Source organism: Streptomyces otsuchiensis (genome assembly GCF_004305975.1).
In the GTDB taxonomy this organism is placed as follows: domain Bacteria; phylum Actinomycetota; class Actinomycetes; order Streptomycetales; family Streptomycetaceae; genus Streptomyces; species Streptomyces otsuchiensis.
The window spans coordinates 1-26,798 of the sequence record NZ_BHZI01000042.1 but is presented as its reverse complement, the minus strand read 5'-3'; the positions used below and the strand labels follow the sequence as shown (position 1 = coordinate 26,798).

The following is a 26,798-nucleotide window of genomic DNA, read 5'->3' as shown; positions in this document are numbered from 1 at the left end:
GCGGCTGAGCAACCCCCGCCCCCGGCTGCGACTGGTCGGTCTCGGGCTGACGCTGATCATGGTGGTCTTCACCGTCCGGCTGGTGCAGGTGCAGGCCGTCGACGCGACCACCTACGCCGACAAGGCGCAGGTCAACCGGTATGTCACGGTGCCGATCGCCGCCCAGCGCGGAGACATCACCGACCGCAACGGCACGGCGCTGGCCACCACCGTCGACGCCTACGACATCATCGCCGACCCCTCCCTCTTCACCGAGGAGCACACCGAGACCGACGACGCCCCGGCCCAGGCCGCGGCGCTGCTGGCGCCCATCCTCGACCAGGACGAGGAGCGGCTGGCCGGTCTGCTGGACAACCCCGACTCCCAGTACGCCGTCCTCGCCCGGCAGCAGACCCCGCAGGCGTGGACCCAGATCCAGGACCTGCGCCGCACGCTGGCCGAGCGTGTCACCGACGGCACCGGCCACCAGGTGCTCACGGGGGTGTTCCGCGAGAAGAACCCCAAGCGGGTCTACCCCGGTGGTGAGCTGGCCGCCGGCGTCCTCGGCTTCGTCAACAACGAGGGCGTCGGAGGCGGCGGGATCGAGGCGCAGCTCAACCCCGACCTCGCGGGTGAGGACGGCACCATGCGCTACGCCCAGTCCGGCGGGCGCCGGGTGCCGACCGCCGGTTCCAGCGAGCAGCCGGCGGTGCCGGGGACCGACATAGAGCTCACCATCGACCGCGACATGCAGTGGGCCGCGCAGTCCGCGATCTCCGCCCAGGTCGACGCCTCCGCCGCCGACGGCGGCTACGTGGTCGTCCAGGACGTCCGCACCGGCGAGGTCCTCGCCATGGCCTCCGCGCCCGGCTACGACCCGGGCGCCTACGGCCGCGCCGAACCGGGCACCCTCGGCAACCCGGCGCTCTCCGACGCGTTCGAACCGGGCTCCACCAGCAAGATCATCTCGATGGCCGCGGTGCTGGAGGAGGGCGCCGCCGCCCCCGACACCCATGTGACCGTCCCCAACCGCCTGCCGCGCGCCGACCGTGCCTTCGCCGACGACCACGACCACGAGACCTACCACCTCACACTGGCCGGCGTCCTCGCGAAGTCCAGCAACATCGGCACCATCCTCGCCACCGAGACCCTCTCGGACTCGCAGCCCGAGGCCAACCGGATCCTGCACTCCTACCTGAGCGACTTCGGCTTCGGCCGGCCCACCGGCCTGGCCTTCCCCGGGGAGACCTCCGGCATCCTGGCCCCGCCCGACACCTGGAACGCCTCCCAGCAGTACACGGTGCCCTTCGGGCAGGGACTGTCCGTCAACGCCCTCCAGGCCGCGTCCGTGTACTCGACGGTGGCCGGCGGCGGCGAACGGATCGCCCCGACCCTGGTCCGCGGCACCACCGGGCCCGACGGCCAGTACCAGGAGGCGGCCGAGCCGGAACGGGAGCGGGTCATCAGCGAGAAGACCTCCCGGCTGCTCACCGCGATGCTGGAGACGGTCGTCAGCGACGAGGAGTGGGGGACCGGCGGCGCCGCCCGCATCCCCGGCTACCGCGTCGCAGGCAAGACCGGAACCTCCAACCGGGTGGACCCGGAGACCGGCCGGTACAACGGCTACACCGCCTCGTTCGCCGGGTTCGCCCCCGCGGACGACCCCCGGGTGACCGTGTACTGCGCCGTGCAGAACCCCACCAAGGGCGGCTACTACGGCAGCCAGGTCTGCGGACCGGTGTTCCGCCAGGTGATGGAGTTCTCCCTGAAGGCGCTCCAGGTGCCGCCGACCGGACAGGACCCCGTCACCCTGCCGTCCACCTTCGATCCAGACGAATGACACGAGCGAGCGGAGCCCACGTGAAGATCATCACCGGGGAAGACCGGGACGGGCCCTCCGGGCGGCCCTCGGACCGGCGCGGTGGCGGCACCTCGCGTCGCGGCACACCCGCCTCGACGGGTACGCTCACCGCCGTGCGACACGGTGATCAGACCCAGCCCGCGCTGCCGAGGCCCCAGCACGTCCGTCCGGTACCGCTGGCCGAGCTGGCCCGGACCGCGGACGCCGACCTCACGGCGGCGGAACCCCAGCAGCCCTCCGACGGACCGGAGGCCCGGCCGGGCCCCGACGACGGCGCCCCCCAGGAGGTGACCGTCACCGGCATCACCCACGACTCCCGTGCGGTGCGCCCCGGTGACATCTACGCGGCACTCTCCGGCGCCCGCTTCCACGGCGCCGACTTCGTGGCCCAGGCGCAGTTCCTCGGCGCGACCGCGGTCCTCACCGACCCGGCCGGCACCGAGCGCGCCGCCGCCACCGGCCTGCCCGTCCTCACCGTGCCCGACCCGCGCGGCGTGATGGGCGAACTGGCCGCCACCATCTACGGGGACCCCGGCGCCGGGCTGCTGCGCATCGGGATCACCGGAACCTCCGGCAAGACCACCACCGCCTACCTGGTGGACGGCGCGCTGCGCACCGCCTCCCGCGACGGCGGCCAGACCGGCCTGATCGGCACGGTCGAGACCCGCATCGGCGACGAGCGGATCAAGTCCGAGCGGACCACCCCGGAGGCCACCGACCTCCAGGCCCTCTTCGCCGTGATGCGCGAGCACAAGGTCACCTCGCTGGCCATGGAGGTCTCCAGCCACGCCCTGGTCCTGGGCCGGGTCGACGGCTGCGTCTTCGACATCGCCGTCTTCACCAACCTCAGCCCCGAACACCTGGACTTCCATCCCGACATGGAGGACTACTTCCAGGCGAAAGCGCAGCTGTTCACCCCCGCCCGCTCCCGGGCCGGGGTCGTCAACATCGACGACGTGTACGGCCGCCGCCTGGTCACCGAGGCCGGCGTACCGGTCACCACCTACTCCGCCGAGGGACACCCCGACGCCGACTGGCGTGCCTCCGCGGTCGAGGCGGGCCCCCTGGGCTCCACCTTCACCGTCCACGGCCCCGACGGGGTCGTGGTGCGCGCCGAGGCGCCCCTGCCCGGCGAGTTCAACGTCTCCAACACCCTGGCCGCCATCGCCGCGCTCGCCGCCTCCGGCGCCGACCCGCAGCTGGCCGCCGACGGCATCGCCCGCGTGCCCGGCGTCCCCGGACGCCTGGAGCGGGTGGACGCCGGCCAGCCCTACCTGGCCGTCGTCGACTACGCCCACAAGCCCGACGCCGTCGACTCCGTTCTGCACGCCGTGCGGAAGATCACCGAGGGACGGGTGCACGCCGTCCTCGGCTGCGGCGGCGACCGTGACCCGCACAAACGGCTGGCGATGGGCGCCGCCCTCGCGCGGCTCTCCGACACCGCCGTCCTCACCTCCGACAACCCACGCTCGGAGGACCCCCTGGCGATCCTCGCCGCCATGCTCACCGGCGCCTCCCAGGTGCCCAGCCACGAACGCGGCACCGTGCTCGTCGAGGAGGACCGCGCCGCGGCCATCGCCGCCGCCGTCGGACGCGCCGAACCGGGCGACACCGTCGTGGTGGCCGGAAAGGGACACGAGCAGGGCCAGGACATCGCCGGAGTCATCCGGCCCTTCGACGACCGCTCCGAGCTGCGCGCCGCGATCGAACGCGCCGGCCACACCCCCAGCACTCCCACCCCAGGGATGGACCAGGACAGCGCATGATCCCTCTCTCCATCGCCGAACTCGCCGCGATCGTGGGGGGCGAGCCGCACGGCGTGCCCGGCCCACCCGGCACCGAACCTGCCGACGCCCCGCTCCCGGCGCCCATCACCGGCCCCGCCGTCATCGACTCCCGTGAGGCCGCCCCCGGCGTCCTGTTCGCGGCGTTCGAGGGCGAGCGCGTGGACGGCCACGACTACGCCGCCGGAGCCGTCGCCGCCGGTGCCGCGGCCGTGCTGGCCACCCGGCCGGTGGACGTGCCCTCGGTGCTCGTGGACGACGTCACCGCCGCGCTGGGCGCGCTCGCCCGGCACACCGTCTCCGAACTGGGCACCACCGTCGTGGCGCTGACCGGATCCTCCGGCAAGACCTCGACCAAGGACCTGATCGCGCAGCTGCTGCCCCGGATCGGCCCCACCGTCTGGACGCCCGGCTCCCTCAACAACGAGATCGGCCTGCCGCTGACCGCGCTGCGTGCCGACGCCGGCACCAGGCACCTGGTGCTGGAGATGGGCGCGCGCGGTATCGGCCACATCCGCTACCTCACCGAGCTGACGCCCCCGCGGATCGGGCTGGTGCTGAACGTCGGCACCGCCCATCTCGGGGAGTTCGGCGGCAGGGAGCAGATCGCCGAGGCCAAGGGCGAACTGGTCGAGGTGCTGCCCACCGCCGCGGAGGGCGGGGTCGCCGTCCTCAACGCCGACGACCCGCTGGTGCGCGCCATGGCGGCGCGCACCAAGGCCCGCGTGGTGTTCTTCGGCGAGTCCGAGGAGTCGGACATCCGGGCCGAGAACGCCCGGCTCGGCGCCGACGGACGGCCCTCGTTCACCCTGTGCACCCCCACCGGGCGCAGCGGTGTGACCATGCGCCTGTACGGTGAGCACCACGTGTCGAACGCGCTCGCGGCAGCCGCGGTCGCCCATGAACTGGGCATGCCCGTAACGGAGATCGCCGAAGCGCTGTCGTCCGCGGGCCCGCTCTCCAGATGGCGGATGGAGGTCACCGAGCGCGCGGACGGTGTGACGATCGTCAACGACGCCTACAACGCCAATCCGGAGTCCATGCGGGCCGCCCTCAAGGCACTGGCCACCATGGGACACGGAGGACGCACCTGGGCGGTGCTCGGCCAGATGGCCGAGCTGGGTGACGACTCGCAGGCCGAACACGACGCCATCGGACGGCTCGCCGTCCGGCTCAACGTCAGCAAGCTCGTGTCCGTGGGTGGCCTGGAGGCCGCCTGGCTGGACATGGGTGCCAAGAACGAGGGTTCGTGGGGTGAGGAGTCGGTGCACGTGTCCGACGCTCAAGCAGCGCTGGAAGTGCTGCGGGATGAGCTGCGGCCGGGAGATGTGGTGCTGGTGAAGGCATCACGGGCCGTGGGTCTGGAGAAGGTCGCCATCGATCTGCTGGGTGGAGAAGAAGGCGGGGTCGCCGCCCGATGAGGCAGATCCTCTTCTCCGGGGTCATCGGGCTCTTCCTGACCCTGGTCGGCACTCCGCTGCTGATCAAACTGCTGGCCCGCAAGGGCTACGGCCAGTTCATCCGGGACGACGGCCCCCGGGACCACCACAGCAAGCGCGGTACGCCCACCATGGGTGGCATCGCCTTCATCACGGCAACGCTGATCGCCTACTTCGCGACCAAGCTCGCCAGTGGTACCAGCCCGTCCGTGTCGGGGCTGCTGGTCCTCTTCCTGTTCGCGGGAATGGGACTGGTCGGCTTCCTCGACGACTACATCAAGATCGTCAAGCAGCGGAGCCTGGGCCTGCGGGCCAAGGCGAAGATGCTCGGCCAGTTCATCGTCGGTGTGACCTTCGCGATCCTGTCGCTGAACTTCGCCGACTCCCGTGAACTGACCCCGGCCTCCACCCACCTGTCGTTCACCCAGGACTTCGGCTGGTCGATCGGCCCCGTGCTGTTCGTGGTCTGGGCGCTGTTCATGATCCTGGCCATGTCCAACGGTGTGAACCTGACGGACGGTCTGGACGGTCTGGCCACCGGCGCCTCGGTGATGGTCTTCGGCGCCTACGTCTTCATCGGCGTCTGGCAGTACGGCCAGAGCTGCGCCAACGAGCTGACGGCCGGAGCCGGCTGCTACGAGGTCAGGGACCCCCTGGACCTCGCGGTGGTCGCCGCCGCCCTGATGGGAGCGCTCTTCGGCTTCCTGTGGTGGAACACCTCGCCCGCCAAGATCTTCATGGGCGACACCGGCTCGCTGGCCCTGGGCGGCGCGCTCGCCGGCCTGGCGATCCTCTCCCGGACCGAGCTGCTGCTCGCCGTCCTGGGCGGTCTGTTCGTCCTGATCACCATGTCCGTGGTCATCCAGGTCGGCTCCTTCCGCCTCACCGGCAAGCGGGTCTTCAAGATGGCGCCGCTCCAGCACCACTTCGAACTGAAGGGGTGGAGCGAGGTCCTGGTCGTCGTGCGGTTCTGGATCATCCAGGGCATGTGCGTGATCGTCGGCCTCGGCATCTTCTACGGCACCTGGGCGACCAGCTGATGACCGGCCAGGAGTTCACCGACCGGCACGTCACCGTCGCCGGACTCGGTGTCAGCGGGGCCAGCGCCGCCCGGGCGCTGGCCGCCGCCGGCGCCCGGGTCACCGTCGTCGACGGCGGCACCGGGCCCCGCCCGCGCGAGGCGGCCGACCGGCTCACCGGTCCGGTCGCCGAGGGCGGGGCGTGCCCGGCCGTCGAGGTGCGTCTCGGCGACGGCGCCACGCTGCCCGAGGGCACCGACCTCGTCGTCACCTCGCCCGGCTGGAAGCCCGGCAGCCCGCTGTTCGCGGCCGCCGAGGCGGCCGGCGTCGAGGTGATCGGCGACGTCGAACTGGCCTGGCGGCTGCGCCGCCCGGCCGCCGACGGCACCCCGCCGGCGGACTGGCTGGTCGTCACCGGCACCAACGGCAAGACCACCACCGTCCAGATGCTCGCCTCGATCCTCGGCGCGGCGGGGCTGCGCACCGCCGCCGTCGGGAACATCGGCACACCGATCATCGACGTGGTGCTCTCCGGCGAGCCCTACGACGTCCTCGCCGTCGAGCTCTCCAGCTACCAGCTGCACTGGGCGCCCAGCCCCCGCGCGCACTCCGCCGCGGTGCTCAACCTCGCCCCGGACCACCTGGACTGGCACGGCACCATGGCGGCCTACGCCGCCGACAAGGGCCGCGCCTACACCGGCAACCGCGTCGCCTGCGTCTACAACGCCGCCGACCCGGCCACCGAGGAACTGGTCCGCGCCGCCGACGTGACCGAGGGCGCCCGCGCCATCGGCTTCACCCTCGGCACTCCCGGCCCCTCCCAGCTCGGCGTCGTCGAGGGACTGCTGGTCGACCGGGCCTTCGTCCCCGACCGGCAGCGCGCCGCCGCCGAACTGGCCTCCACCGAGGACGTCAGGCCCGCCGCGCCGCACAACATCGCCAACGCCCTGGCGGCGGCGGCACTCGCCCGCGCCTACGGCGTGGAGCCGGTGGCCGTCCGCGACGGGCTGCGGGCCTTCCGGCCCGACGCCCACCGGATCGCGCATGTCGCCGACGTGGACGAGGTCGCCTACGTGGACGACTCCAAGGCGACCAACACCCACGCCGCCGAGGCGTCCCTGGCCGCCTACCGGCCCATCGTGTGGATCGCCGGCGGCCTCGCCAAGGGCGCCTCCTTCGACGACCTCGCCCGCCTGGCGAAGGACCGGCTGCGGGCCGCCGTGCTCATCGGCGCGGAGCGGCACCTCATCGCCGAAGCGCTGGCGCGACACGCGCCGGATGTGCCGGTCTCCGACCTCGACCGGACCGACACTGGAGCGATGCAAGCGGCCGTCCGCGAAGCGGCCCGGCTGGCCCGCCCCGGTGACACCGTCCTGCTGGCGCCGGCCTGCGCTTCGATGGACATGTTCACCAACTACAACGAGCGCGGTGACGCCTTCGCCGCCGCCGTGCACGACCTGGCGGCCGGCCGGAGCACGGACGGGAGTTGACCGCGGGCGCCCCTGTGCGGTGGCGCCGCGGCCCGACGCCGGCGGGCGCCCGGAGGGGACGAGGATGCACCCAGAACGTTCGGCGGCCCCGTCCGGGCCGGCCGGCGCGGGCGGTGGTGCGGCTCCGTCCGCCCGCCGCTCCGCCGCCGCCCGGGACCAGGCGGCCCGCCGCTCCGCCGAGGGACGCGCGGTCGCCGACCAGCGCGCCACCCGTCCCGAACGCCGCCTCCGCACCGACCGGGCGGCCCGCCCCGAGCGCCCCCCGCGCCCGGTCCCCGGCGGCGCGCCGCGCCGTGAGCGATCCGGCTCCGACGCCGACCGGCACCGCGGCGGCGGCCCACACCGTCCGGGAGGCCCCTCCGGCGGCGGACGGCCGCCCGGCCCGCCGTCGCTGCCCTCCAGCCTGGTCGCGCGGTTCCGCAAGGCCTGGGACCGGCCGCTGACGGCCTACTACGTCGTCCTGGGCACCTCGCTGCTGATCATCCTGCTGGGCCTGGTGATGGTCTTCTCCGCCTCGCAGATCCAGGCGTTGCGGCACAGCCTCCCGGCGTCCTACTTCTTCCAGAAGCAGCTGGTCGCCGCCGTGCTCGGCGCCGTCCTCATGGTGCTCGCGGCGCGGATCTCGGTCCGGCTGCTGCGCGCGCTGACCTATCCGTTCCTCGCCTTCTCGATCGTGCTGCTCGTCGTGGTGCAGATCCCCGGGGTGGGGGTGGAGGTCAACGGCAACACCAACTGGATCGCGGTCGGCGGTCCCTTCATGCTCCAGCCGAGCGAGTTCGCGAAGCTGGCCCTGGTGCTCTGGGGCGCCGACCTCCTGGCCCGCAAGGGCGAGCGCCGGATGCTCGGGCAGTGGCGCCATCTGATGATTCCTCTGGTGCCGGGAGCGCTGCTGGTCTGCGGGCTCATCATGGTCGGCGGCGACATGGGAACCGTGATGATCCTGGTGGCGATCATTTTCGGCCTGCTGTGGCTGGCCGGCGCCCCCACCCGGCTCTTCGTCGGCGTCCTGGGGGCCTCCGCCGCCATCGGCGCCGTCTTCATCGCCACAGCCGCCCACCGGATGGACCGGCTCGCCTGCGTCATGGCCACCGACCCCGGGCCGGGCGACCGCTGCTGGCAGGCCGTCCACGGCATCTACGCCCTGGCCTCCGGCGGCTGGTTCGGCTCCGGCCTCGGCGCGAGTGTGGAGAAATGGGGTGAACTCCCCGAACCACACACGGACTTCATCTTTGCCATCACCGGGGAGGAGCTCGGCCTGGCGGGGACGCTGTCAGTGCTCGGCCTCTTCGCGGCTCTAGGCTATGCGGGTATCCGCGTGGCCGGACGCACGGAGGAACCGTTCGTCAGGTATGCCGCGGGAGGGGTCACCACCTGGCTGATGGTGCAGGTCGTCATCAACATCGGTGCGGTGCTCGGGCTGCTGCCCATCGCCGGCGTCCCCCTCCCGCTGTTCTCCTACGGAGGGTCCGCGCTGCTGCCCACGATGTTCGCCGTCGGTCTGCTGATCGCCTTCGCGCGCAGCGACCCGGCGGCGCGTGCGGCCCTGGCCACGCGGCGACGCCCGGACGGCAAGAAGCCGGCCGGGCTCGGATGGACGTCGAGGAGACGGCGCGGAGTGATCGCGTCGTCCGGAGAGCGGTGAAATTCGGTGCATGTCGTACTCGCAGGCGGAGGGACCGCCGGTCACATCGAGCCCGCGCTCGCCCTCGCGGACGCGCTGCGCAGGCAGGACCCGTCCGTGGGTGTCACGGCGCTCGGCACGGAGCGCGGACTGGAGACCCGGCTGGTGCCGGAGCGCGGCTACGAACTGGCGCTGATCCCCGCCGTTCCGCTGCCACGCAAACCGACGCCCGAACTGATCACGGTCCCCGGCAGGCTCCGCGGCACCGTGAAGGCCGCCGAGGACGTCCTGGAGCGCACCAAGGCCGACTGTGTCATCGGCTTCGGCGGTTACGTCGCCCTGCCCGCCTACCTGGCGGCCAAGCGGCGCGGGGTGCCGATCGTGGTCCACGAGGCCAATGCCCGCCCCGGGCTCGCCAACAAGATCGGCGCGCGCTACACCAAGTTCGTCGCCGTCTCCACCCCCGACAGCAAGCTGCGGCACGCCCGCTACGTCGGTATCCCGCTGCGGCGCTCCATCGCGACCCTGGACCGCGCCGCGGTCCGGCCCGAGGCGCGCGCCGCCTTCGGGCTGGACGCGGTGCCGCCGACGCTGCTGGTCTCCGGCGGCTCGCAGGGCGCGCGGAGGCTCAACGAGGTGATCGAGGCGGTCGCGCCCGTCCTCCAGCGCTCCGGGGTCCAGGTGCTGCACGCCGTCGGCCCCAAGAACGACCTGCCCACGCCGGACAACATGCCGGGGATGCCGCCCTATGTGCCGGTACCGTATGTGGACCGGATGGACCTCGCCTACGCCGCGGCCGACATGATGCTGTGCCGGGCCGGCGCGATGACCGTCGCCGAACTCTCCGCCGTCGGGCTCCCGGCCGCCTACGTCCCGCTGCCGATCGGCAACGGCGAACAGCGCCTCAACGCCCAGCCGCTGGTGAAGGCCGGAGGCGGAGTCATCGTGGACGACGCGGACCTGACGCCCGAATGGGTGCGGGACAACGTCCTTCCGGTGCTGACGGACCCGGCCCGGCTCTTGGCCATGTCCCGGGCGGCCACCGAGTTCGGACGCCCGGACGCCGACGAGCTGCTGGTCGGCATGGTGCACGAGGCGGTCGCGGCGCGTCAGTCGTAGCCACCGATCCGAACAGGCAGGAGCGAGGCGCGTGGCCGGACCGGTGAGGACCGCGGAGCGGGAACGGGAGCGGGAGCCGCTCGACGGTGAGTCCGGCCCGCCGCCGTCCACCGGACGGCCGCGTCGCCGGTTCCGGCTCCCGGGGCGTGGCCTCATGGTCGCGCTGACCGTTCTGGGCGTCGCCCTCGGCGGCTTCGGGATCTGGGCGCTCTACGGATCGCAGTGGCTGCGGGTCGAACGGGTCTCGGTCTCCTGGACCGGTGGCCCCGAGGTGCTGGAGCGCGCGGAGATCGAGGAAGCGGCCGCCGTTCCGCTGGGGGTGCCGATGGCGGCGCTCGACAAGGGGGCGGTCCGGCAGCGGGTCCTGGACCGGCTGCCGCGGGCCGGTGAGGTCGAGGTGGTCCGCGCCTGGCCCAACGGGGTCGGGCTGAAGGTCACCGAGCGGCAGGCCGAGGTGCTCGTCCCCGACGAGGCCGGCTTCGTCGAGGTGGACCCGGACGGCGTCGCGTTCGCCGTCGTCCCGGACGCCGTCGAGGGCGTGCCGATGCTGGAGATGGAACTGGACTCCGGCGCGGGACTGCGCCGGTTCGGCGAGGACCGCATCCGGGAGGGCGCGGTGGGAGTCGCCGCCGCGCTGCCGCCGGCGGTCCGCGAGGAGACGGATGTGATCCGGGTCCGTTCCTTCGACGCGGTGCTGCTGGAACTGTCCGACGGGCGCACGGTCCTGTGGGGGAGTCCGGAACATCCCGAGGCGAAGGCCACCGCGCTGACCGCCGTGATGAAAGCGGCTCCCGAGGCCAGGCACTTCGACGTGAGCGTCCCGAGCGCTCCTGCGGCGGCGTTGGGTTGACGACGCCTCTGACATCGTTCTCCCACATCAGCGCAGGCCAACCCCCTGGTTGGCGAAGACGGCGCGTGATCACATAGGGTGAAAAGAAAAGCGGGAGGCCCGGCGTGTTCGTTGAACGCGTGCCGCTTGTCGACTTAGTGTCCGTTCCAGGAATCCCAGGAATGACAAGCACAGGTAACCCTAAACTTGGGCTTTAGGGTTCGGGTCGGGCCTTCTCCCGTCCCAACGGCATCAGTCGCGCTCCGCGAGCAGACGCGGGACGACGACACGTAACTCGAGGCGAGAGGCCTTCGACGTGGCAGCACCGCAGAACTACCTCGCAGTCATCAAGGTCGTCGGTATCGGCGGCGGCGGCGTCAACGCCATCAACCGGATGATCGAGGTCGGTCTCAAGGGCGTCGAGTTCATCGCGATCAACACGGACGCCCAGGCGCTGTTGATGAGCGATGCCGACGTCAAGCTCGACGTCGGCCGCGAGCTCACCCGCGGGTTGGGCGCCGGTGCCAACCCCGACGTCGGCCGCAAGGCCGCCGAGGACCACCGCGAGGAGATCGAGGAGGTCCTCAAGGGGGCCGACATGGTCTTCGTCACCGCGGGGGAGGGCGGCGGCACCGGCACCGGTGGCGCTCCGGTCGTGGCGAACATCGCGCGCACGCTGGGCGCACTCACCATCGGTGTGGTGACCCGGCCGTTCACCTTCGAGGGGCGCCGCCGCGCCAACCAGGCCGAGGACGGCATCGCGGCGCTGCGCGACGAGGTGGACACCCTCATCGTGATCCCCAACGACCGGCTGCTGTCCATCTCGGACCGCCAGGTCAGCGTCCTGGACGCCTTCAAGTCCGCCGACCAGGTCCTGCTCTCCGGCGTGCAGGGCATCACCGACCTGATCACCACCCCCGGCCTGATCAACCTCGACTTCGCCGACGTCAAGTCCGTGATGTCCGAGGCGGGCTCGGCACTGATGGGGATCGGCTCCGCCCGGGGTGACGACCGCGCGGTCGCCGCCGCCGAGATGGCCATCTCCTCGCCGCTGCTGGAGGCGTCGATCGACGGCGCCCGCGGCGTCCTGCTCTCCATCTCCGGTGGCTCCGACCTCGGACTGTTCGAGATCAACGAGGCCGCGCAGCTGGTCAGCGAGGCGGCGCACCCCGAGGCCAACATCATCTTCGGCGCGGTGATCGACGACGCCCTCGGCGACGAGGTGCGGGTCACCGTCATCGCCGCCGGGTTCGACGGCGGTCAGCCGCCGTCCCGGAACCGGGACAAGGCGCTGTCGGGCTACAGCGGCGGCAAGGACGAGAACGGCTCGGCCGCCTCGGACCGGCCTGCCGAGTCCGAGCCGGAGCGTCCGTCGTTCGGTGGTCTCGGCGCGCTGCCGCCGCGCGAGGAGGAGAAGAAGTCCCCCGAGCCGGCCCCGGCGCCCGTCCCGCAGGCGGAGTCACCGCTGTCCCCGCCGCAGGTACCCTCGGCTCGACCCTACGAGGGCGGTCCGGCCGAGGAGCTGGACGTCCCCGACTTCCTGAAGTGACCTCCGCGGCGCGGTGACACTTCCCGACACGGGCCCCGGGCAGGCCGCAGGGCCGGCCCGGACCGGAGAGAAACCGACGCGGTGATAGCACAGCAGTACACGGCCGGCGGCGCGCATTTCGCCTTCACCGACAGGTGGGGCGGGGTGAGCGCCGCTCCGTACGCTCAGCTCAATCTCGGCGGCGCGGTCGGGGACGACCCCGGCGCCGTACGGACCAACCGGACACTCGTGGCGCGCACCCTGGGCGCGGCGCCGGAGTCGGTGGTCTGGATGAACCAGGTGCACGGCGCCGACGTGGCGGTGGTCGACGCTCCCTGGAGCGGTGAGGCGCCGGCCGTGGACGGCCTGGTCACCTCCCGCAGGGGGCTGCCGCTGGCGGTACTGACCGCCGACTGCACCCCCGTCCTGCTGGCCGACCCTCTCGCGGGCATCGCCGGGGCCGCTCACGCGGGCCGGCCCGGGCTGGCCGCGGGAGTGGTGCCCGCCACGGTCGCGGCGATGACGGAACTCGGCGCCGACCCTGCCCGTCTGGCGGTCCGCACCGGTCCCACGGTCTGCGGTCGCTGCTACGAGGTCCCCGCCGAACTGCGCGACGAGGTCGAGGACGCCGTGCCCGGCACCGCGTCCACCACCTCCTGGGGAACCCCCGCCATCGACATCCCGGCCGGGGTCCGCGCCCAGCTGCTGGCACTCGGCGTGCGGGACATCGTGCTCTCCCCGGTCTGCACCCTTGAGTCGGCCGACCACTTCTCCTACCGTCGCGAGCGGGTCACCGGCCGGCTCGCCGGCTATGTCTGGACCGGCGATGACCTCCGGTGACGCGGGGCGGGAGCCCGCCGCGGCGAGTGACGGCGCGGCGCGCCGCGCCGAACTGGGCGAGGCCCTGGAACAGGTGGAGGAGCGCATCGCCCGCGCATGTGCCGCGGCCGGACGCGCCCGTGAGGACGTGACGCTGATCGTCGTCACCAAGACCCACCCGGCGCGGGATGTGCGGATCCTGGCCGAACTCGGTGTGCGCCACGTGGCGGAGAACCGCGACCAGGAAGCCGCGGCGAAGGCGGAGAGCTGCGCGGGGCTGCCGCTCAGCTGGCACTTCGTCGGGCAGCTGCAGACCAACAAGGTCCGTTCCGTGCTCGGTTATGCGGACTATGTGCATTCCGTGGACCGGGCCCGGCTGGTGCGCTCCCTCTCCACCGCGGCCGAGGCGCGCGAGGGCGGCGAGGTGTCCTGTCTGATCCAGGTGGCGCTGGAGAAGGAGGGGGCGCTCCAAGGGGCGGAAGGCGGCAGAGGCGGGGCGGCGCCCGAGGAAGTCATGGGGCTCGCGGAACAGATCACGCGCGCCCCCGCGCTCCGGCTCGCCGGGTTGATGACGGTTGCGCCGCTGGGCGGAGCGTACGCGGGGCGCCCGGACGCTGCCTTCGCGCGCCTGTCAGAAATCTCAAGGGCCCTCCGTGAGGCGGTTCCTGGTGCCAACATGGTTTCCGCGGGTATGAGTGCTGACCTGGAGCAAGCGATCGCCGCCGGTGCGACACACGTACGTGTCGGCAGTGCGGTGCTCGGAGTCCGCCCCCCGCTCCGGTAACGTCGCCAAGCAAGTCGGACTACAGCCGAAAATATGGTGATTCCCGGAAAAACGGGCAGGCACCTGGATACCGGCCCCGAGAGTCGGAGCCGATCCACCACCGAGCGGAGGACGCAGTCGATGGCTGGCGCGATGCGCAAGATGGCGGTCTACCTCGGCCTCGTGGAGGACGACGGCTACGACCGTCAGGGGTACGGCCCCGACGACGACTTCGAGCCGGAGCCGGAGCCGGAGCGAGGCCGACGTCAGCAGAACCACGAGCCTGAGCGGCGGGAGCCGCCGGAGGAGCCGGTGCGGGTGATGCATCCCCCGGCGCAGCGGGAGCGCGAACCGGAGCCCGCCCCTGTCTCCCTGATGACAGAGAGCCGCCGACCCGGGAGGATCGCTCCCGTGTCTTCCATCACATCCGAACGCCAGACCGTTGAGAAGAGTGCGCCGGTGATCATGCCCAAGGTCGTGTCGGAGCGGGAGCCGTACCGGATCACCACGCTGCACCCGCGGACCTACAACGAGGCCCGTACCATCGGGGAACACTTCCGCGAGGGGACGCCGGTGATCATGAACCTGACGGAGATGGACGACACGGACGCGAAGCGACTTGTCGACTTTGCCGCTGGTCTGGTCTTCGGTCTTCATGGCAGCATCGAGCGCGTGACGCAGAAGGTCTTCCTGCTGTCGCCTGCTAACGTCGATGTAACGGCGGAAGACAAGGCCCGCATCGCTGAGGGCGGGTTCTTCAACCAGAGCTGACGGGTGGCACCGGAAGCACACACGCCCGGCCGACCGGCCGGGCGGAACACAGGGGAGAGGGCACGCCAGGATGGGCACCGTATGGGACGTGGTCTACGTCGTCCTGTATTGCTTCCTTTTCGTACTGCTGTTCCGGCTGGTGATGGACTATGTCTTCATGTTCGCCCGCTCCTGGCAGCCGGGTAAGGCGATGGTGGTGGCGCTCGAGGGTGCCTACACCATCACCGACCCACCGCTGAAGGTGCTGAGGAAGGTCATCCCGCCGTTGCGCTTCGGGGGCGTGACGCTCGATCTGTCCTTCTTCGTATTGATGATCATCGTTTACATCCTGATCAACGTCGTGGCGGGACTGTGAGCGAGTACGGTCTTGCCGATATGCCGACGACTCACGTTGAGGTGAAGAGATGCCGTTGACCCCCGAGGACGTGCGGAACAAGCAGTTCACAACCGTCCGGCTGCGCGAAGGCTATGACGAGGACGAGGTCGATGCCTTCCTCGACGAGGTCGAGGCCGAGCTGACCAAGCTCCTGCGAGAGAACGAGGATCTGCGCGCCAAGCTGGCCGCCGCGACGCGAGCCGCCGCGCAGAACCAGCAGAACATGCGCAAACCCGATCCCCAGGAGAGGCCGGGCGGTGGACCGCCGGCCATATCCGGACCGCAGCAGGTGCCGCAACAGGGCCCCATGGGCGGTCCTCCCCAACTTCCCGCCGGACCGGGTGGTCCGGGCGGTCCCGGTGGCCCGATGGGTCACCAGCAGCAGGGCCACGGTGGTCCCCCGCAGGGACACGGCGGCCCGCAGGGGCACGGTGGTCCGCAGGGCCACGGCCCCGGCCCCCAGCAGGGTCACGGTGGTCCCCCGCAGGGGCACCTCGGTGGTCCGATGGGTCACCAGCAGCAGGGCCACGGCGGTCCGCAGGGTCACCCCGGTGGTCCGGGCGGTCCTGGTGGTCCTGGTGGTCCGGGTGGCCCCGGTGGTCCGCTGGGCATGCCGCCCCAGCAGCAGCAGCAGCAACAACAGCAGCAGCAGGGTGGCAACGAGTCCGCCGCGCGCGTGCTCTCCCTCGCCCAGCAGACCGCTGACCAGGCGATCGCAGAGGCGCGTTCCGAGGCCAACAAGATCGTCGGTGAGGCTCGCAGCCGTGCCGAGGGTCTGGAGCGGGACGCCCGCGCCAAGGCCGACGCGCTGGAGCGGGACGCCCAGGAGAAGCACCGTGTGGCGATGGGCTCGCTGGAGTCCGCCCGCGCCACCCTGGAGCGCAAGGTCGAGGACCTGCGCGGCTTCGAGCGCGAGTACCGGACCCGCCTGAAGTCCTACCTGGAGAGCCAGCTCCGTCAGCTGGAGAGCCAGTCGGACGACTCGCTGGCCCCGCCGCGCACGCCGGCCGCCGCGTCCCTTCCGGCCTCGCCCAGCCCGTCGATGGCCTCGGCCGGAGCTCCTTCCGGCGGCAGCGGTCACCAGTCGATGGGTGGCGGTGGCGGCGGCCCGATGATGGGTGGTGGTGGTCCCGGTGGCCAGCCGTCCTACGGCGGCGGTCAGCAGCAGATGGCGCCGATGACGCAGCCGATGTCGCCGGTCCGTCCGCAGGCACCGCAGCCGGTGCAGCAGGCACCGTCTCCGATGCGCGGCTTCCTCATCGACGAGGACGACAACTGACCGGATGAGACGACCGCCACGTGCCCGAGGGGGCGGCGGGCGGCAGCCGGCAGGAACGACAGGGGCGGGGCCCGGACTCAAGGAGTCCGGGCCCCGCCCCTGTGACATGTCCGGGCCGCCCTCGGCAGTTGGTCCTCGGCGGCCCGGCGCACGATGCGACCGGGCTCGCCGGACGCGCCGGCGGGCGGCGACCGGAAGGGCCCGGTCGCCGCCCGCCGTGTCCGACCCCGGCCGCTCAGCCGGCGGTGTGCCGCCGCAGGCGGAAGGTCAGGCCGAGTGCCTCGTCGCTGAAGGTCTCGCCCCAGTCCGCGCCGTCCTCGCTCTCCTCGGCGTCACCCTCGACGAACTCCGGCGCCAGCACCTCGCTGCAGACCAGCGCCTGGTGGTCGCCGAGCGCCTGGGCCAGCTCCGGGTCTTCGGCCCGCCAGCGCACCGCGATCCGGTCCGAGACGTCGAGGCCGCTGTTCTTGCGGGCCTCCTGGATCAGCCGGATCGCGTCCCGGGCCAGACCGGCACGGCGCAGCTCCGGCGTGATCTCCAGGTCGAGCGCGACCGTGGCGCCCGGGTCGGAAGCCACCGACCACCCCTCGCGCGGGGTCTCGGTGATGATGACCTCCTCCGGGGAGAGCGCCACATGCTCGCCGTCCACCGTCACGGCGGCGGTCCCGGCGCGCAGGCCGGCCGACAGCCCGGTCGCGTCGGCCTCGGCGATCGCCTTGGCCACGGCCTGGGTTCCCTTGCCGAACCGGCGTCCCAGCGCGCGGAAGTTGGCCTTGGCGGTGGTGTCCACCAGCGACCCGCCCATCTCGGATAGGGACGCCAGGGTCGCCACGTTCAGCTCCTCCGCGACCTGCTCCCGGAGGCTGTCACCGAGCAGTTCGAAGCCCTGTGCGGCGACCAGTGCCCGCGACAGCGGCTGCCGGGTCTTCACGCCCGACTCTGCGCGGGTCGCCCGGCCCAGCTCCACGAGCCGCCGGACCAGCAGCATGTCCTGCGACAGCTCCGGGTCGACCAGCGACTCGTCCGCCTCCGGCCAGCTCGACAGATGGACGGAGTCGGCGGCGCCCGGCGTCACCGGCACCACCAGGTCCTGCCAGACGCGCTCGGTGATGAACGGCACCAGCGGCGCCATCATCTGCGTGATCGTCACCAGGGTGTCGTGAAGGGTGCGCAGCGCCGCCGCGTCGCCCTGCCAGAACCGCCGGCGGGAGCGCCGCACGTACCAGTTGGAGAGGTCGTCGACGAAGGTGGACAGCAGCTTCCCGGCCCGCTGGGTGTCGTAGTTCTCCAGCGCCACGGTGACCATGCCGGTCAGCGCGTGCAGCTCGCTCAGCAGCCAGCGGTCCAGCAGCGGACGGTCCTGCGGCGCCGGGTCGGACTCCGACGGCGTCCACTCGGAGGTCCGGGCGTACAGGGCCTGGAACGCGACGGTGTTCCAGTAGGTCAGCAGCGTCTTGCGCACGACCTCCTGGATGGTGTTGTGGCCCACCCGGCGCGCCGCCCAGGGGGAGCCGCCTGCCGCCATGAACCAGCGCACCGCGTCCGCGCCGTGCTGCTCCATCAGCGGCATGGGCTCCAGGATGTTGCCCAGCGACTTCGACATCTTGCGGCCGTCCTCGGCGAGGATGTGGCCCAGGCAGACCACGTTCTCGTAGGACGAGCGGTCGAAGAGCAGGGTGCCGATCGCCATCAGCGTGTAGAACCAGCCGCGCGTCTGGTCGATCGCCTCGGAGATGAACTGCGCCGGGTAACGCTGGTCGAACAGCTCCTTGTTGCGGTGCGGGTAGCCCCACTGCGCGAACGGCATCGAACCCGCGTCGTACCAGCAGTCGATGACCTCCGGCACCCGCTCGGCGGTCAGCGAGCAGCCGTCGGCGGTGCAGCCGAACGTCACGGCGTCGATGTAGGGGCGGTGGGGGTCCAGCCCGGACTGGTCGGTGCCGGTCAGCTCGCTCAGTTCGGCCAGCGAGCCGACGACGCTCAGGTGACCCTCACCGCAGCGCCAGATCGGCAGCGGGGTCCCCCAGTACCGGTTCCGGGACAGTGCCCAGTCCACGTTGTTGTTCAGCCAGTCGCCGAACCTGCCGTGCTTGACGGACTCAGGGGTCCAGTTGGTGCGCTCGTTCTCCCGGAGGAGCTGTTCCTTGATCCGGGTGGTGCGGATGTACCAGGACGGCTGCGCGTAGTACAGCAGCGCGGTGTGGCAGCGCCAGCAGTGCGGGTAGCTGTGCTCGTAGGCGACGTGCCGGAACAGCAGCCCCCGGCTGTCGAGGTCCGCGACCAGGTCCTCGTCGGCCTTCTTGAAGAAGACACCGCCGACCAGCGGCACGTTCTCCTCGAACGTGCCGTCACCGCGCACGGGGTTGACGACGGGCAGGTCGTAGGCGCGGCAGGTCCGCAGGTCGTCCTCGCCGAACGCCGGCGCCTGATGGACCAGGCCGGTGCCGTCCTCGGTGGTCACATAGTCGGCGAGCACCACGAAATGGGCCGCGGGGGCGTCGGGGTCGAACTCCACCAGCCCGAACGGGCGCTGGTAGGACCAGCGCTCCATCTCGGCCCCGGTGAAGGTCTCCCCGGTGGTGCTCCAGCCCTCACCGAGCGCCTTCTCCAGCAGGTTCTCCGCGACGACCAGGCGCTCCTCGCCGTCCGTGGCCACCACGTAGGTGACCTCCGGGTGGACGGCGACGGCGGTGTTGGAGACCAGGGTCCACGGCGTCGTGGTCCAGATCAGCAGCGCGGCGCCGCCCGCCAGCGGGCCGGAGGTCAGCGGCAGCCGGACGAAGACCGACGGGTCGACGACCGACTCGTACCCCTGGGCCAGCTCGTGGTCGGAGAGGCCGGTGCCGCAGCGCGGACACCAGGGAGCCACCCGGTGGTCCTGGGTCAGCAGGCCCTTGGCGTAGATCTCCTTCAGCGACCACCAGACGGACTCGATGTACTCCGGATCCATCGTCCGGTAGGCGTCGTCCAGGTCCACCCAGTAGCCCATGCGCCGGGTGAGGTCGGCGAAGGCGTCGGTGTGCCGGGTGACGGAGGCACGGCAGGCGTCGTTGAACTCGGCGATGCCGTACGCCTCGATGTCCTTCTTGCCGCTGAAGCCCAGCTCCCGCTCGACCGCCAGCTCCACCGGCAGGCCGTGACAGTCCCAGCCCGCCTTGCGCGCGACGTGGTACCCGCGCATGGTGCGGAAACGGGGAAAGACGTCCTTGAAGACGCGGGCCTCGATGTGGTGGGTGCCCGGCATCCCGTTCGCGGTGGGCGGGCCCTCGTAGAACACCCACTCCGGCCGGCCCTGGGCCTGCTCCATCGACCGCGCGAAGGTCTTGTTCTCGCGCCAGAAGTCGAGCATCTCGTGCTCGAGGGCGGGCAGGTCCACCTGGGCGGGAACCGCGCGGTACCTGGGCTGGGGTTCGGTCGACATCGGTGGCATCCTCCGGCGGACGGGTCGCGTTCCGTCGGAGGGACGAGAACTCCGGCGCCGTCCCGGCGCGGGTCCCGCGGTACCACCCTCCTTGGCGACGGTCCGCAGGCGCGGTCCACCGCCCGCTCAGTTGGGGCAGCGCGGCCGGTTCTACTCACTCGTGTGGAGCTTTCCTCCGGCGGCTCCGGGGTGATCTTCACGTCGCGCCTGCCCCCGGGCTTCCACCGCCCCCGGGTCGCTACGGGCCGCTGACGACGCTACTCGTCCCCATCAACGCTTCTCGCTGCCGCCCAGTGTACGGCGGCCGGAGAGCGACCACGACCGATTACCGCCCGGCGGCTTACCGCCCGGCCGCGTGGGGCACAAGGCAGGGGAAACGGCGCGCCCACGTTGCCGCGCACCCCGTGTCGATTTATCGTTCCGGTCACGATACGCGAGCAATATCACTCTATGTGAAGGGGTCGCGGCGATGGTGGCGAAAGGTGACGCCGCCGCCAGGAAAACGGTGGCGAAGAAGGCGGCGAGAAAGGCGGCGGCGCGCAAGCCCGCCTCCGCGATGAACACCTCCGCCACCGCGGCGGAGCGAAGCCAGGCCAGGAAGACCACCGCTGCCCGGGCGGCGCGTGCCGGCAACGGCCGCGACGGCTCGGACGGCCCCGACCGCTCGGACGGCCCCGACAGCTCGAATACCGACCACTCCGACGACGTTGAGACCACCGGACGGGGCACGCGGCCGCCCGGTGAGGGCGGGGCCGCGGCGGAGGGGGACGCACCGAAGAAGACGGCGGCGAAGAAGACGGCGGCGAAGAAGACGGCCAAGACGGCGGGGGCGAAGAAGGCCGTCGGCAAGAAAGCCGCCCCACCGGACAGCGCCGCCGGGAAGACCAGCGCCAAGAAGACAACGGCGAAGAAGGCCAGCGCCAAGAAGTCCGCCGCCAAGAAGTCCGCCGCCAAGAAGACAACGGCGAAGAAGGCGGTCGCCAAGGCCGCGGCGAAGAGAACCGCGAGCGGGAAGACGGCCGCACCCCGGGCCGTTGGCAGCAGTGCCGTGGAGACCACCGGCGCGGGAGCCCCAGGGCCCGCCGGGGCGGAGGTCTCGGACGGCGGTACGTCCACGCAGAAGACGACGGCGCAGCGGGCCGATGCCGGCGCCGGAACGGCCATGGAGACGGGAGCCGACAAGGTGGCTGCGGAGAAGACCACGACGACCCAAACAAGCGCGGGGGAGCTGGCCGTCCGGCCGGGAGAGGACCCCTGGACGCCCGAGGAGGTGCGGGAGGCCCGCACCGAGCTGACCGGCGAGGCCGAGCGGCTGCGCAGCGAGATCTCGGCGACCGAGGAGGCCCTGACCGGGCTGATGCGCGACTCGGGAGACGGCGCCGGCGACGACCAGGCCGACGCCGGGACGAAGAACGTCACCCGCGAACACGAGATGGCGCTCGCCGGCAACGCACGCGAGATGCTTTACCAGACCGAGCGGGCCCTGGACCGGCTGGAAGCGGGTACCTACGGCCTGTGCGAGAGCTGCGGCAAAGCCATCGGCAAGGCCCGGATGCAGGCGTTCCCCCGTGCCACGCTCTGCGTGGACTGCAAGCAGAGGCAGGAGCGCCGCCTCTGACATCCCTGGCCCGACACCCCTCGCCTGACACCCGTGGTCTGACGCCTGTGGCCGCCGGTCCGGCCGTCTGTCCACCGCCCCCCGCCCGGGCCCGACGGCCCGGGCGGGAGGCGGCACCGGGCATGGGAACGGCGGGGTTCGGTGCCGTACTCTCATTGACGTGAAAGAGGCGGAGCGCACCATCGACACACCGGACGACGCCCCCGAGGCGGGCGGAGACGCGGGCACCGGGGCCGGCACCGAGCCGCACGGCGACAGCCGGGCGGCCGACGCCCCGGCCGACCGGAGCACCGACGACGCGCCGACCGGGCGTGGCCGCCGTCGGATCGGTGTCCTCGCGGCCGTCGCCGTCACCGCCTACATCCTCGACCTGATCACCAAGATCATGACGGTCGAGTGGCTGGAGGGCCGTGACCCGATCCCGGTGATCGGGGAGTGGCTGCGGTTCGAGGCGGTCCGCAACAGCGGGGCCGCCTTCGGCATGGGCCAGGCGCTGACCGTCGTCTTCACCTGCATCGCGACGGTCGTCGTGATCGTGATCCTGCGCCTGGCGCGCAAGCTCTACAGCGCTCCCTGGGCCATCGCACTGGGCCTGCTGCTGGGCGGTGCTCTTGGCAACCTCACGGACCGGATCTTCCGGGCGCCGGGCGTCTTCCAGGGCGCGGTCGTCGATTTCATCGCGCCCAAGCACTTCGCGGTCTTCAACCTCGCGGACTCAGCGATCGTGTGCGGCGGCATCCTGATCGTGCTGCTCTCCTTCCGTGGTCTCGACCCCGACGGCACCGTCCACAGCGACCATGACGACGACGCGAAGAACGGTGCCGGTGACGACGGCGAGGGGCCGGACGACGAGCCGCTGACACCTGTTGCCTCAGACACCGGGACCACGGCCCCGGCTCCGGTCCCCGACGACACGGAGTCGGCGCCGAAGACCGGGAGCGCGGAGCCGACGACGCCCGCCACCGAGCAGACGGCGGGTACCGGCTCCGGGGCCGGCGCGGAGACGGATGAATCGGATGCGTCTGGTGACTCCGGTGGCTCCGGGGACGAGCGTTCCGGCGGCGGTCCGCGCGCCTGACCTCCCGGCCGTAGCGCCCCGCCGACCCCTCCCGCCGGGGCGGCTTCGGGTACCGCGGCGGACGGAGCGGTCCGTGTGGACCCCACCGTGCGGACCGGGCCACTCCCGCGGTCCGTCATACTCGGACGGGTGAGCACCCTTCCCGAGACCCGCACCCTGCCCGTTCCCGACGGCCTGGAGGGCGAGCGCGTAGACGCCGCCCTGGCCCGCATGCTCGGCTTCTCCCGCACCAAGGCGGCAGACCTGGCCGCATCGGGCAAGGTCCGGCTGGACGGCGCCGAAGTCGGCAAGTCCGAGCGGGTCACCGGCGGTTCCTGGCTGGAGGTCGAGATGCCCGGCGTGGCCGCGCCCGTGCAGATCGTCGCCGAGCCGGTCGAGGGCATGGTCATCGTCCACGACGACGACGACCTCGTCGTCATCTCCAAGCCGGTCGGTGTCGCCGCCCACCCCAGCCCCGGCTGGAAGGGGACCACCGTGATCGGCGGCCTCGCCGCCGCCGGCTACACCGTCTCCACCTCCGGCGCCGCCGAGCGCCAGGGCGTCGTGCACCGGCTGGACGTGGGCACCTCCGGGCTGATGGTCGTCGCCAAGTCCGAGCGGGCCTACTCCCACCTGAAGCAGCAGTTCCGTGAGCGGACCGTGGAGAAGCGCTACCACGCACTCGTCCAGGGCCACCCCGACCCGATGAGCGGCACCATCGACGCCCCCATCGGCCGTCACCCGCAGCACGACTACAAATGGGCCGTCACCGCCGAGGGCAAGCCCTCCGTGACCCACTACGACCTCATCGAGGCGTTCCGGGCGGCCAGCCTGCTCGACATCAAGCTGGAGACCGGACGCACCCACCAGATCCGGGTGCACATGTCCGCCCACCGTCACCCGTGCGTCGGCGACCTCACCTACGGTGCCGACCCCACCCTCTCCGCCCGGCTGAAGCTGGAGCGGCAGTGGCTGCACGCCATGCGGCTCGGCTTCACCCACCCCGGCGACGGCCAGTGGGTGGAATTCGAGAGCGACTACCCCGAAGACCTGCGCCACGCCCTGGACATCGTGCGGGACGACAGCGCCTGAACCAGCAGAATCGGCTGAATGGACCAGCTGACCCTGCTGTTCGCCCTGTTGCTGGGCGCCGTCGTCATCGTGCCGCTGGGGGAACGGCTCAGCCTCCCCCCGCCGGTCCTGATGACGCTGTTCGGCGCCGGACTGGCGCTGCTGCCGTTCGTGCCCAACGTCGAGATCCCACCCGAGTACATCCTGCCGCTGGTCCTGCCACCGCTGCTGTACTCGGCGGTGCAGCGCACCTCCTGGCGTGAGTTCGCCGCCAACCTGCGGCCGATCGTGCTGCTGGCGGTGGCGCTCGTCTTCGTCACCACGGCGGCGGTCGCGGCCGTCGCCCACGCGGTGGTCCCCGGACTGCCGCTGGCGGGCGCGGTGGCGCTGGGCGCACTCGTCGCCCCGCCGGACCCGGTCGCGGCGACGGCGGTCGCCGGCAAGCTGGGACTACCCCGCCGGATGGTCTCCATCCTGGAGGGCGAGGGACTGTTCAACGACGTCACCGCCATCACCCTCTACCACGTGGCGATCGCCGCCGCCGTGACCGGGACGTTCTCCGTCACCGTCGCCAGCGCCGAACTGGTCCTGTCGGCCGCGGTGGCCGTGGCGGTCGGCATCGTCCTGGGGTGGGCGACGGCCCGGATGCTGCCGCTGCTCGGCGACGCCACACTCGGCACGGGACTGACACTGCTCGTGCCGTTCGCCTCCTACAGCATCGCCGAGGAGCTGCTGGGCTCCGGCGTGCTGGCGGTCCTCGTCACCGCGCTGTTCCTGACCGAACGCGCCACCGACGCCGACGACGTGATCGGACGGCTGACCGGGCAGAGCTTCTGGGCGGTCGTCGAGACGCTGGTGACCGGGGTGGCGTTCGGCCTGATCGGGCTGGAGGTGCACGGGGTGGTCGTGAGCGCAGGCGGACAGTGGCACACCCTGCTGCCGGCCGCCGGGCTGGTCCTCGCCACCGTCATCCTCGTGCGGCTGCTGTGGCTGGCGCCCGCGGTATGGGTGGTGCGGCGGCTCAAGCGGGGCGGTGACCGGGGGGAGGAGATCCCGATCGGGTGGCGCGAGACCGTCGTGATGTGGTGGGCGGGGATGCGCGGCGTCGCCTCGGTCGCGCTCGCGCTTGCCGTGCCGCTGACCGTCGACTCCGGCGCCGACTTCCCCGCACGTGACGCCATCGTCTTCGTCGCCTTCGCCGTGGTGCTCGGCACGCTGGTGCTCCAGGGGCTGACGCTGCCCTGGCTCGTCGGGAGACTCGACATCGGCTCCGACGGCACCACCGAACGTGCCCAGGAACGCGCCCTCGCCATCCGGGTGGCCACAGCCTGCCGGACCCGAGTGCGCGAACTCGAGGCCGAAGGGCGGATCTCGGGGGAGGCAGCCGAGCGGATGACCCACCGCGCGCACGAGATGGCGTGGTGGATCGCGCCCGAACTCGCCGACGAGGAACGTCGGGGGCAGATCACGGAGCGCCTCGACCGCGCCCGCGAACTGCACAGCCTGCGAGGGGAACTCCTCTCCGCCGCACGGCACGCCGTCGTAGATGCCCGCAACGAGCCGGGCATGACCCCGGAGGTCGCCGACCGCGTCCTGCGCTGGCTCGACCAGGGAAGCCTCTGGCACAGGAGGGAGGAGTAACGGGCGGGCTGGAGTGCGCGACTGCCAAGAACCCGTACTCATCCTTTGGAAGCACGTGGGGGCGGGACAGGCGTCGGAAGCAGGAGCCTCTTCGTAGTGCGCGGCGGCCGATGGTTCGTGTAATCGATCACCAGCCCCACGTCATCCGCGCCACGCCGTCGATGTCGGGTACAACCGCGAACAGGTCCCCCCAGTCGCTGTCGGCCAAGGCCAAGCCATATCCACTTTCCCGCACATCGGTGACGCCAGCGGCGAACCCAAACTTGTCGTAGGCGAGCTCACCCGGGGACAACGGGGAGGAGAAGGCAGTGAACTCGTTGTAGATGACAGAACCGGAGAGTTCAAGGTTAGGATCCACCATCACGAAGACGAGAGAGTCGGTGCAGCATCGGCAGGGCTCGAACCTCTAGTGGGTGAGGTCGCCTTCTAGTGATCTGGCGTTCGCACGAATGCCAAGAAGTCGTATTCGTCTTCAATGATGGAAAGTAGGACGGGGTGCTGTGTGGACACCAGATAGAGGTCGCCACCGTGTGCCGAGCGGGCCCCGGATGGCCAGCCGGATTCTGGAATCCTACATTTAAGCCACGGGAAGAATTTCATGTCGGTGCGCACTATCACCTGGTCGCCCAGGGCGCAGTCTTCCGCTAGGCCCTCAACCCACTCATTGAATGCCTCTGGGGAAATATTGTCCGGCATCCTGGAGTCGGGGATCGACGTTGTCTTGAGAATCTCTTTGATTCGCGATTCAATCCAGGAAGGGATTTCCGCGTTGCTTACGTATTCGGCCTGGCTGAGTACCCAATCTTGTTCGAGGAGAGCCGCGCTGATCTGCTGTTCTTTCCGTTCCTGTAGTTTTTCTTTAAGGGATTGACTTGGCGACATTTGGATTGCTCTCCTTATCTGTAGTAGAAGTGGTGTTTGTCGCCTACTTGCTGGTATCTCTCCCCTCGCATATCCACGTTGTACGTTCCGTTTTTGGGCTTCCCTGCATGGAAGTGTGAGTGCGGGGCCTGTGGGTCTGCGGTATGTTCGGCAATCACCCGCGTGCCGCCAGGGGTCTCGTACTGGTAGTAGCGTCCGTGTGAGCCAGGACTTTCATCGTAGACGTAGTTGCTCGTCCTGTGTCTCTGCGTCGCATCCGCCCCCACCTCCCATTGCCTCGTCGGCTGTTGGCTATTCGGGACGCCCGCCCTGTCTCGTGCAGCGTTGAATGCTTCACCGCGAGACGAGTATGTGACGTTGTGTGCTGCGAGGCCGTACGGGTCGGTCCAGGTGTGGGGGTTGTAGTGGCGGTGGAGGTTGTAGTGCCAGGT

The 26,798-nt window shown here is 71.4% G+C and carries 21 protein-coding genes and 1 pseudogene; 18 read left to right on the top strand and 4 right to left on the bottom strand.

Features of this window, described 5'->3' with window-relative positions:
* The 14 genes from E0D90_RS06540 to E0D90_RS06475 all read left to right on the top strand — a co-directional run.
* Nucleotides 1–1,819: peptidoglycan D,D-transpeptidase FtsI family protein (locus E0D90_RS06540; RefSeq protein WP_130796950.1), on the top strand; the 1,819-nt coding region annotated here is incomplete at its 5' end.
* A complete protein-coding gene (locus E0D90_RS06535; RefSeq protein WP_103500588.1) occupies nucleotides 1,816–3,606 on the top strand; it encodes a UDP-N-acetylmuramoyl-L-alanyl-D-glutamate--2,6-diaminopimelate ligase in 1,791 nt (596 codons plus the stop codon). The genes E0D90_RS06540 and E0D90_RS06535, both read left to right, overlap by 4 nt.
* Entirely contained in the window at nucleotides 3,603–5,045 is a 1,443-nt protein-coding gene (locus E0D90_RS06530) for a UDP-N-acetylmuramoyl-tripeptide--D-alanyl-D-alanine ligase (protein ID WP_130796949.1), read from the top strand. The genes E0D90_RS06535 and E0D90_RS06530 overlap by 4 nt, the downstream gene beginning before the upstream one ends.
* Nucleotides 5,042–6,103 (top strand): phospho-N-acetylmuramoyl-pentapeptide-transferase, encoded by a 1,062-nt coding sequence (mraY, locus tag E0D90_RS06525; protein ID WP_103500590.1) that lies wholly within the window; start codon nucleotides 5,042–5,044, stop codon nucleotides 6,101–6,103. The genes E0D90_RS06530 and mraY overlap by 4 nt, the downstream gene beginning before the upstream one ends.
* The gene (murD, locus tag E0D90_RS06520; RefSeq protein ID WP_130796948.1) at nucleotides 6,103–7,572 is read left to right on the top strand and encodes a UDP-N-acetylmuramoyl-L-alanine--D-glutamate ligase; all 1,470 of its coding nucleotides are present in this window, start codon (nucleotides 6,103–6,105) and stop codon (nucleotides 7,570–7,572) included. The genes mraY and murD overlap by 1 nt, the downstream gene beginning before the upstream one ends.
* 64 nt (nucleotides 7,573–7,636) lie before the next feature.
* Nucleotides 7,637–9,214, top strand: a complete 1,578-nt coding sequence (gene ftsW / locus E0D90_RS06515) for a putative lipid II flippase FtsW (protein WP_227870032.1) — start codon at nucleotides 7,637–7,639, stop codon at nucleotides 9,212–9,214.
* Nucleotides 9,215–9,220: 6 nt separating this feature from the next.
* Entirely contained in the window at nucleotides 9,221–10,312 is a 1,092-nt protein-coding gene (murG, locus tag E0D90_RS06510; protein WP_130796947.1) for an undecaprenyldiphospho-muramoylpentapeptide beta-N-acetylglucosaminyltransferase, read from the top strand.
* 31 nt (nucleotides 10,313–10,343) lie between these two features.
* The gene (locus E0D90_RS06505) at nucleotides 10,344–11,162 is read left to right on the top strand and encodes a cell division protein FtsQ/DivIB (RefSeq protein ID WP_103503020.1); all 819 of its coding nucleotides are present in this window, start codon (nucleotides 10,344–10,346) and stop codon (nucleotides 11,160–11,162) included.
* Nucleotides 11,163–11,457: 295 nt separating this feature from the next.
* On the top strand, nucleotides 11,458–12,690 hold the full coding sequence (ftsZ, locus tag E0D90_RS06500) for a cell division protein FtsZ (RefSeq protein WP_103503021.1): 1,233 nt from the start codon (nucleotides 11,458–11,460) through the stop codon (nucleotides 12,688–12,690).
* A gap of 81 nt (nucleotides 12,691–12,771) precedes the next feature.
* Entirely contained in the window at nucleotides 12,772–13,509 is a 738-nt protein-coding gene (pgeF, locus tag E0D90_RS06495; protein ID WP_103503022.1) for a peptidoglycan editing factor PgeF, read from the top strand.
* Complete coding sequence (locus E0D90_RS06490) at nucleotides 13,496–14,272, top strand: YggS family pyridoxal phosphate-dependent enzyme (RefSeq protein ID WP_130796946.1); 777 nt, start codon at nucleotides 13,496–13,498, stop codon at nucleotides 14,270–14,272. The genes pgeF and E0D90_RS06490 overlap by 14 nt, the downstream gene beginning before the upstream one ends.
* Before the next feature lie 120 nt (nucleotides 14,273–14,392).
* The gene (sepF, locus tag E0D90_RS06485) at nucleotides 14,393–15,022 is read left to right on the top strand and encodes a cell division protein SepF (RefSeq protein ID WP_103503024.1); all 630 of its coding nucleotides are present in this window, start codon (nucleotides 14,393–14,395) and stop codon (nucleotides 15,020–15,022) included.
* A 70-nt stretch (nucleotides 15,023–15,092) separates the two neighbouring features.
* Entirely contained in the window at nucleotides 15,093–15,377 is a 285-nt protein-coding gene (locus E0D90_RS06480) for a YggT family protein (RefSeq protein WP_103503025.1), read from the top strand.
* Between the two features lie 49 nt (nucleotides 15,378–15,426).
* Nucleotides 15,427–16,677 carry a DivIVA domain-containing protein gene (locus E0D90_RS06475; RefSeq protein WP_130796945.1) on the top strand — a complete coding sequence of 417 codons (1,251 nt, stop codon included), beginning with the start codon at nucleotides 15,427–15,429 and terminating at the stop codon, nucleotides 16,675–16,677.
* 235 nt (nucleotides 16,678–16,912) lie between these two features.
* On the opposite strand, the gene ileS is transcribed toward E0D90_RS06475, so the two are convergent.
* Nucleotides 16,913–20,098, bottom strand: a complete 3,186-nt coding sequence (gene ileS, locus E0D90_RS06470; RefSeq protein ID WP_130796944.1) for an isoleucine--tRNA ligase — start codon at nucleotides 20,096–20,098, stop codon at nucleotides 16,913–16,915.
* A 469-nt stretch (nucleotides 20,099–20,567) separates the two neighbouring features.
* Here ileS and E0D90_RS06465 point away from each other — a divergent pair, with 469 nt between their 5' ends.
* From E0D90_RS06465 to E0D90_RS06450, 4 genes and pseudogenes are all read left to right on the top strand, one after another.
* On the top strand, nucleotides 20,568–21,716 hold the full coding sequence (locus tag E0D90_RS06465) for a TraR/DksA family transcriptional regulator (protein WP_130796943.1): 1,149 nt from the start codon (nucleotides 20,568–20,570) through the stop codon (nucleotides 21,714–21,716).
* 160 nt (nucleotides 21,717–21,876) lie between these two features.
* A pseudogene (gene lspA, locus E0D90_RS06460) lies at nucleotides 21,877–22,512 on the top strand (signal peptidase II); the annotation flags it as partial.
* A 411-nt stretch (nucleotides 22,513–22,923) separates the two neighbouring features.
* On the top strand, nucleotides 22,924–23,865 hold the full coding sequence (locus E0D90_RS06455; RefSeq protein ID WP_130796941.1) for an RluA family pseudouridine synthase: 942 nt from the start codon (nucleotides 22,924–22,926) through the stop codon (nucleotides 23,863–23,865).
* Nucleotides 23,866–23,883: 18 nt separating this feature from the next.
* Nucleotides 23,884–25,485 carry a Na+/H+ antiporter gene (locus tag E0D90_RS06450; protein ID WP_130796940.1) on the top strand — a complete coding sequence of 534 codons (1,602 nt, stop codon included), beginning with the start codon at nucleotides 23,884–23,886 and terminating at the stop codon, nucleotides 25,483–25,485.
* 127 nt (nucleotides 25,486–25,612) lie between these two features.
* Here the strand turns inward: E0D90_RS06450 and E0D90_RS06445 are convergent, their stop codons facing one another.
* From E0D90_RS06445 to E0D90_RS06435, 3 genes are all read right to left on the bottom strand, one after another.
* The gene (locus tag E0D90_RS06445; RefSeq protein WP_130796939.1) at nucleotides 25,613–25,846 is read right to left on the bottom strand and encodes a hypothetical protein; all 234 of its coding nucleotides are present in this window, start codon (nucleotides 25,844–25,846) and stop codon (nucleotides 25,613–25,615) included.
* Nucleotides 25,847–25,911: 65 nt separating this feature from the next.
* Nucleotides 25,912–26,367: a hypothetical protein gene (locus tag E0D90_RS06440; protein ID WP_130796938.1), complete on the bottom strand. Its 456-nt coding sequence runs from the start codon at nucleotides 26,365–26,367 to the stop codon at nucleotides 25,912–25,914.
* A gap of 14 nt (nucleotides 26,368–26,381) precedes the next feature.
* On the bottom strand, nucleotides 26,382–26,798 hold a 417-nt coding region (locus E0D90_RS06435; RefSeq protein WP_227870031.1), incomplete at its 5' end, for an HNH/endonuclease VII fold putative polymorphic toxin.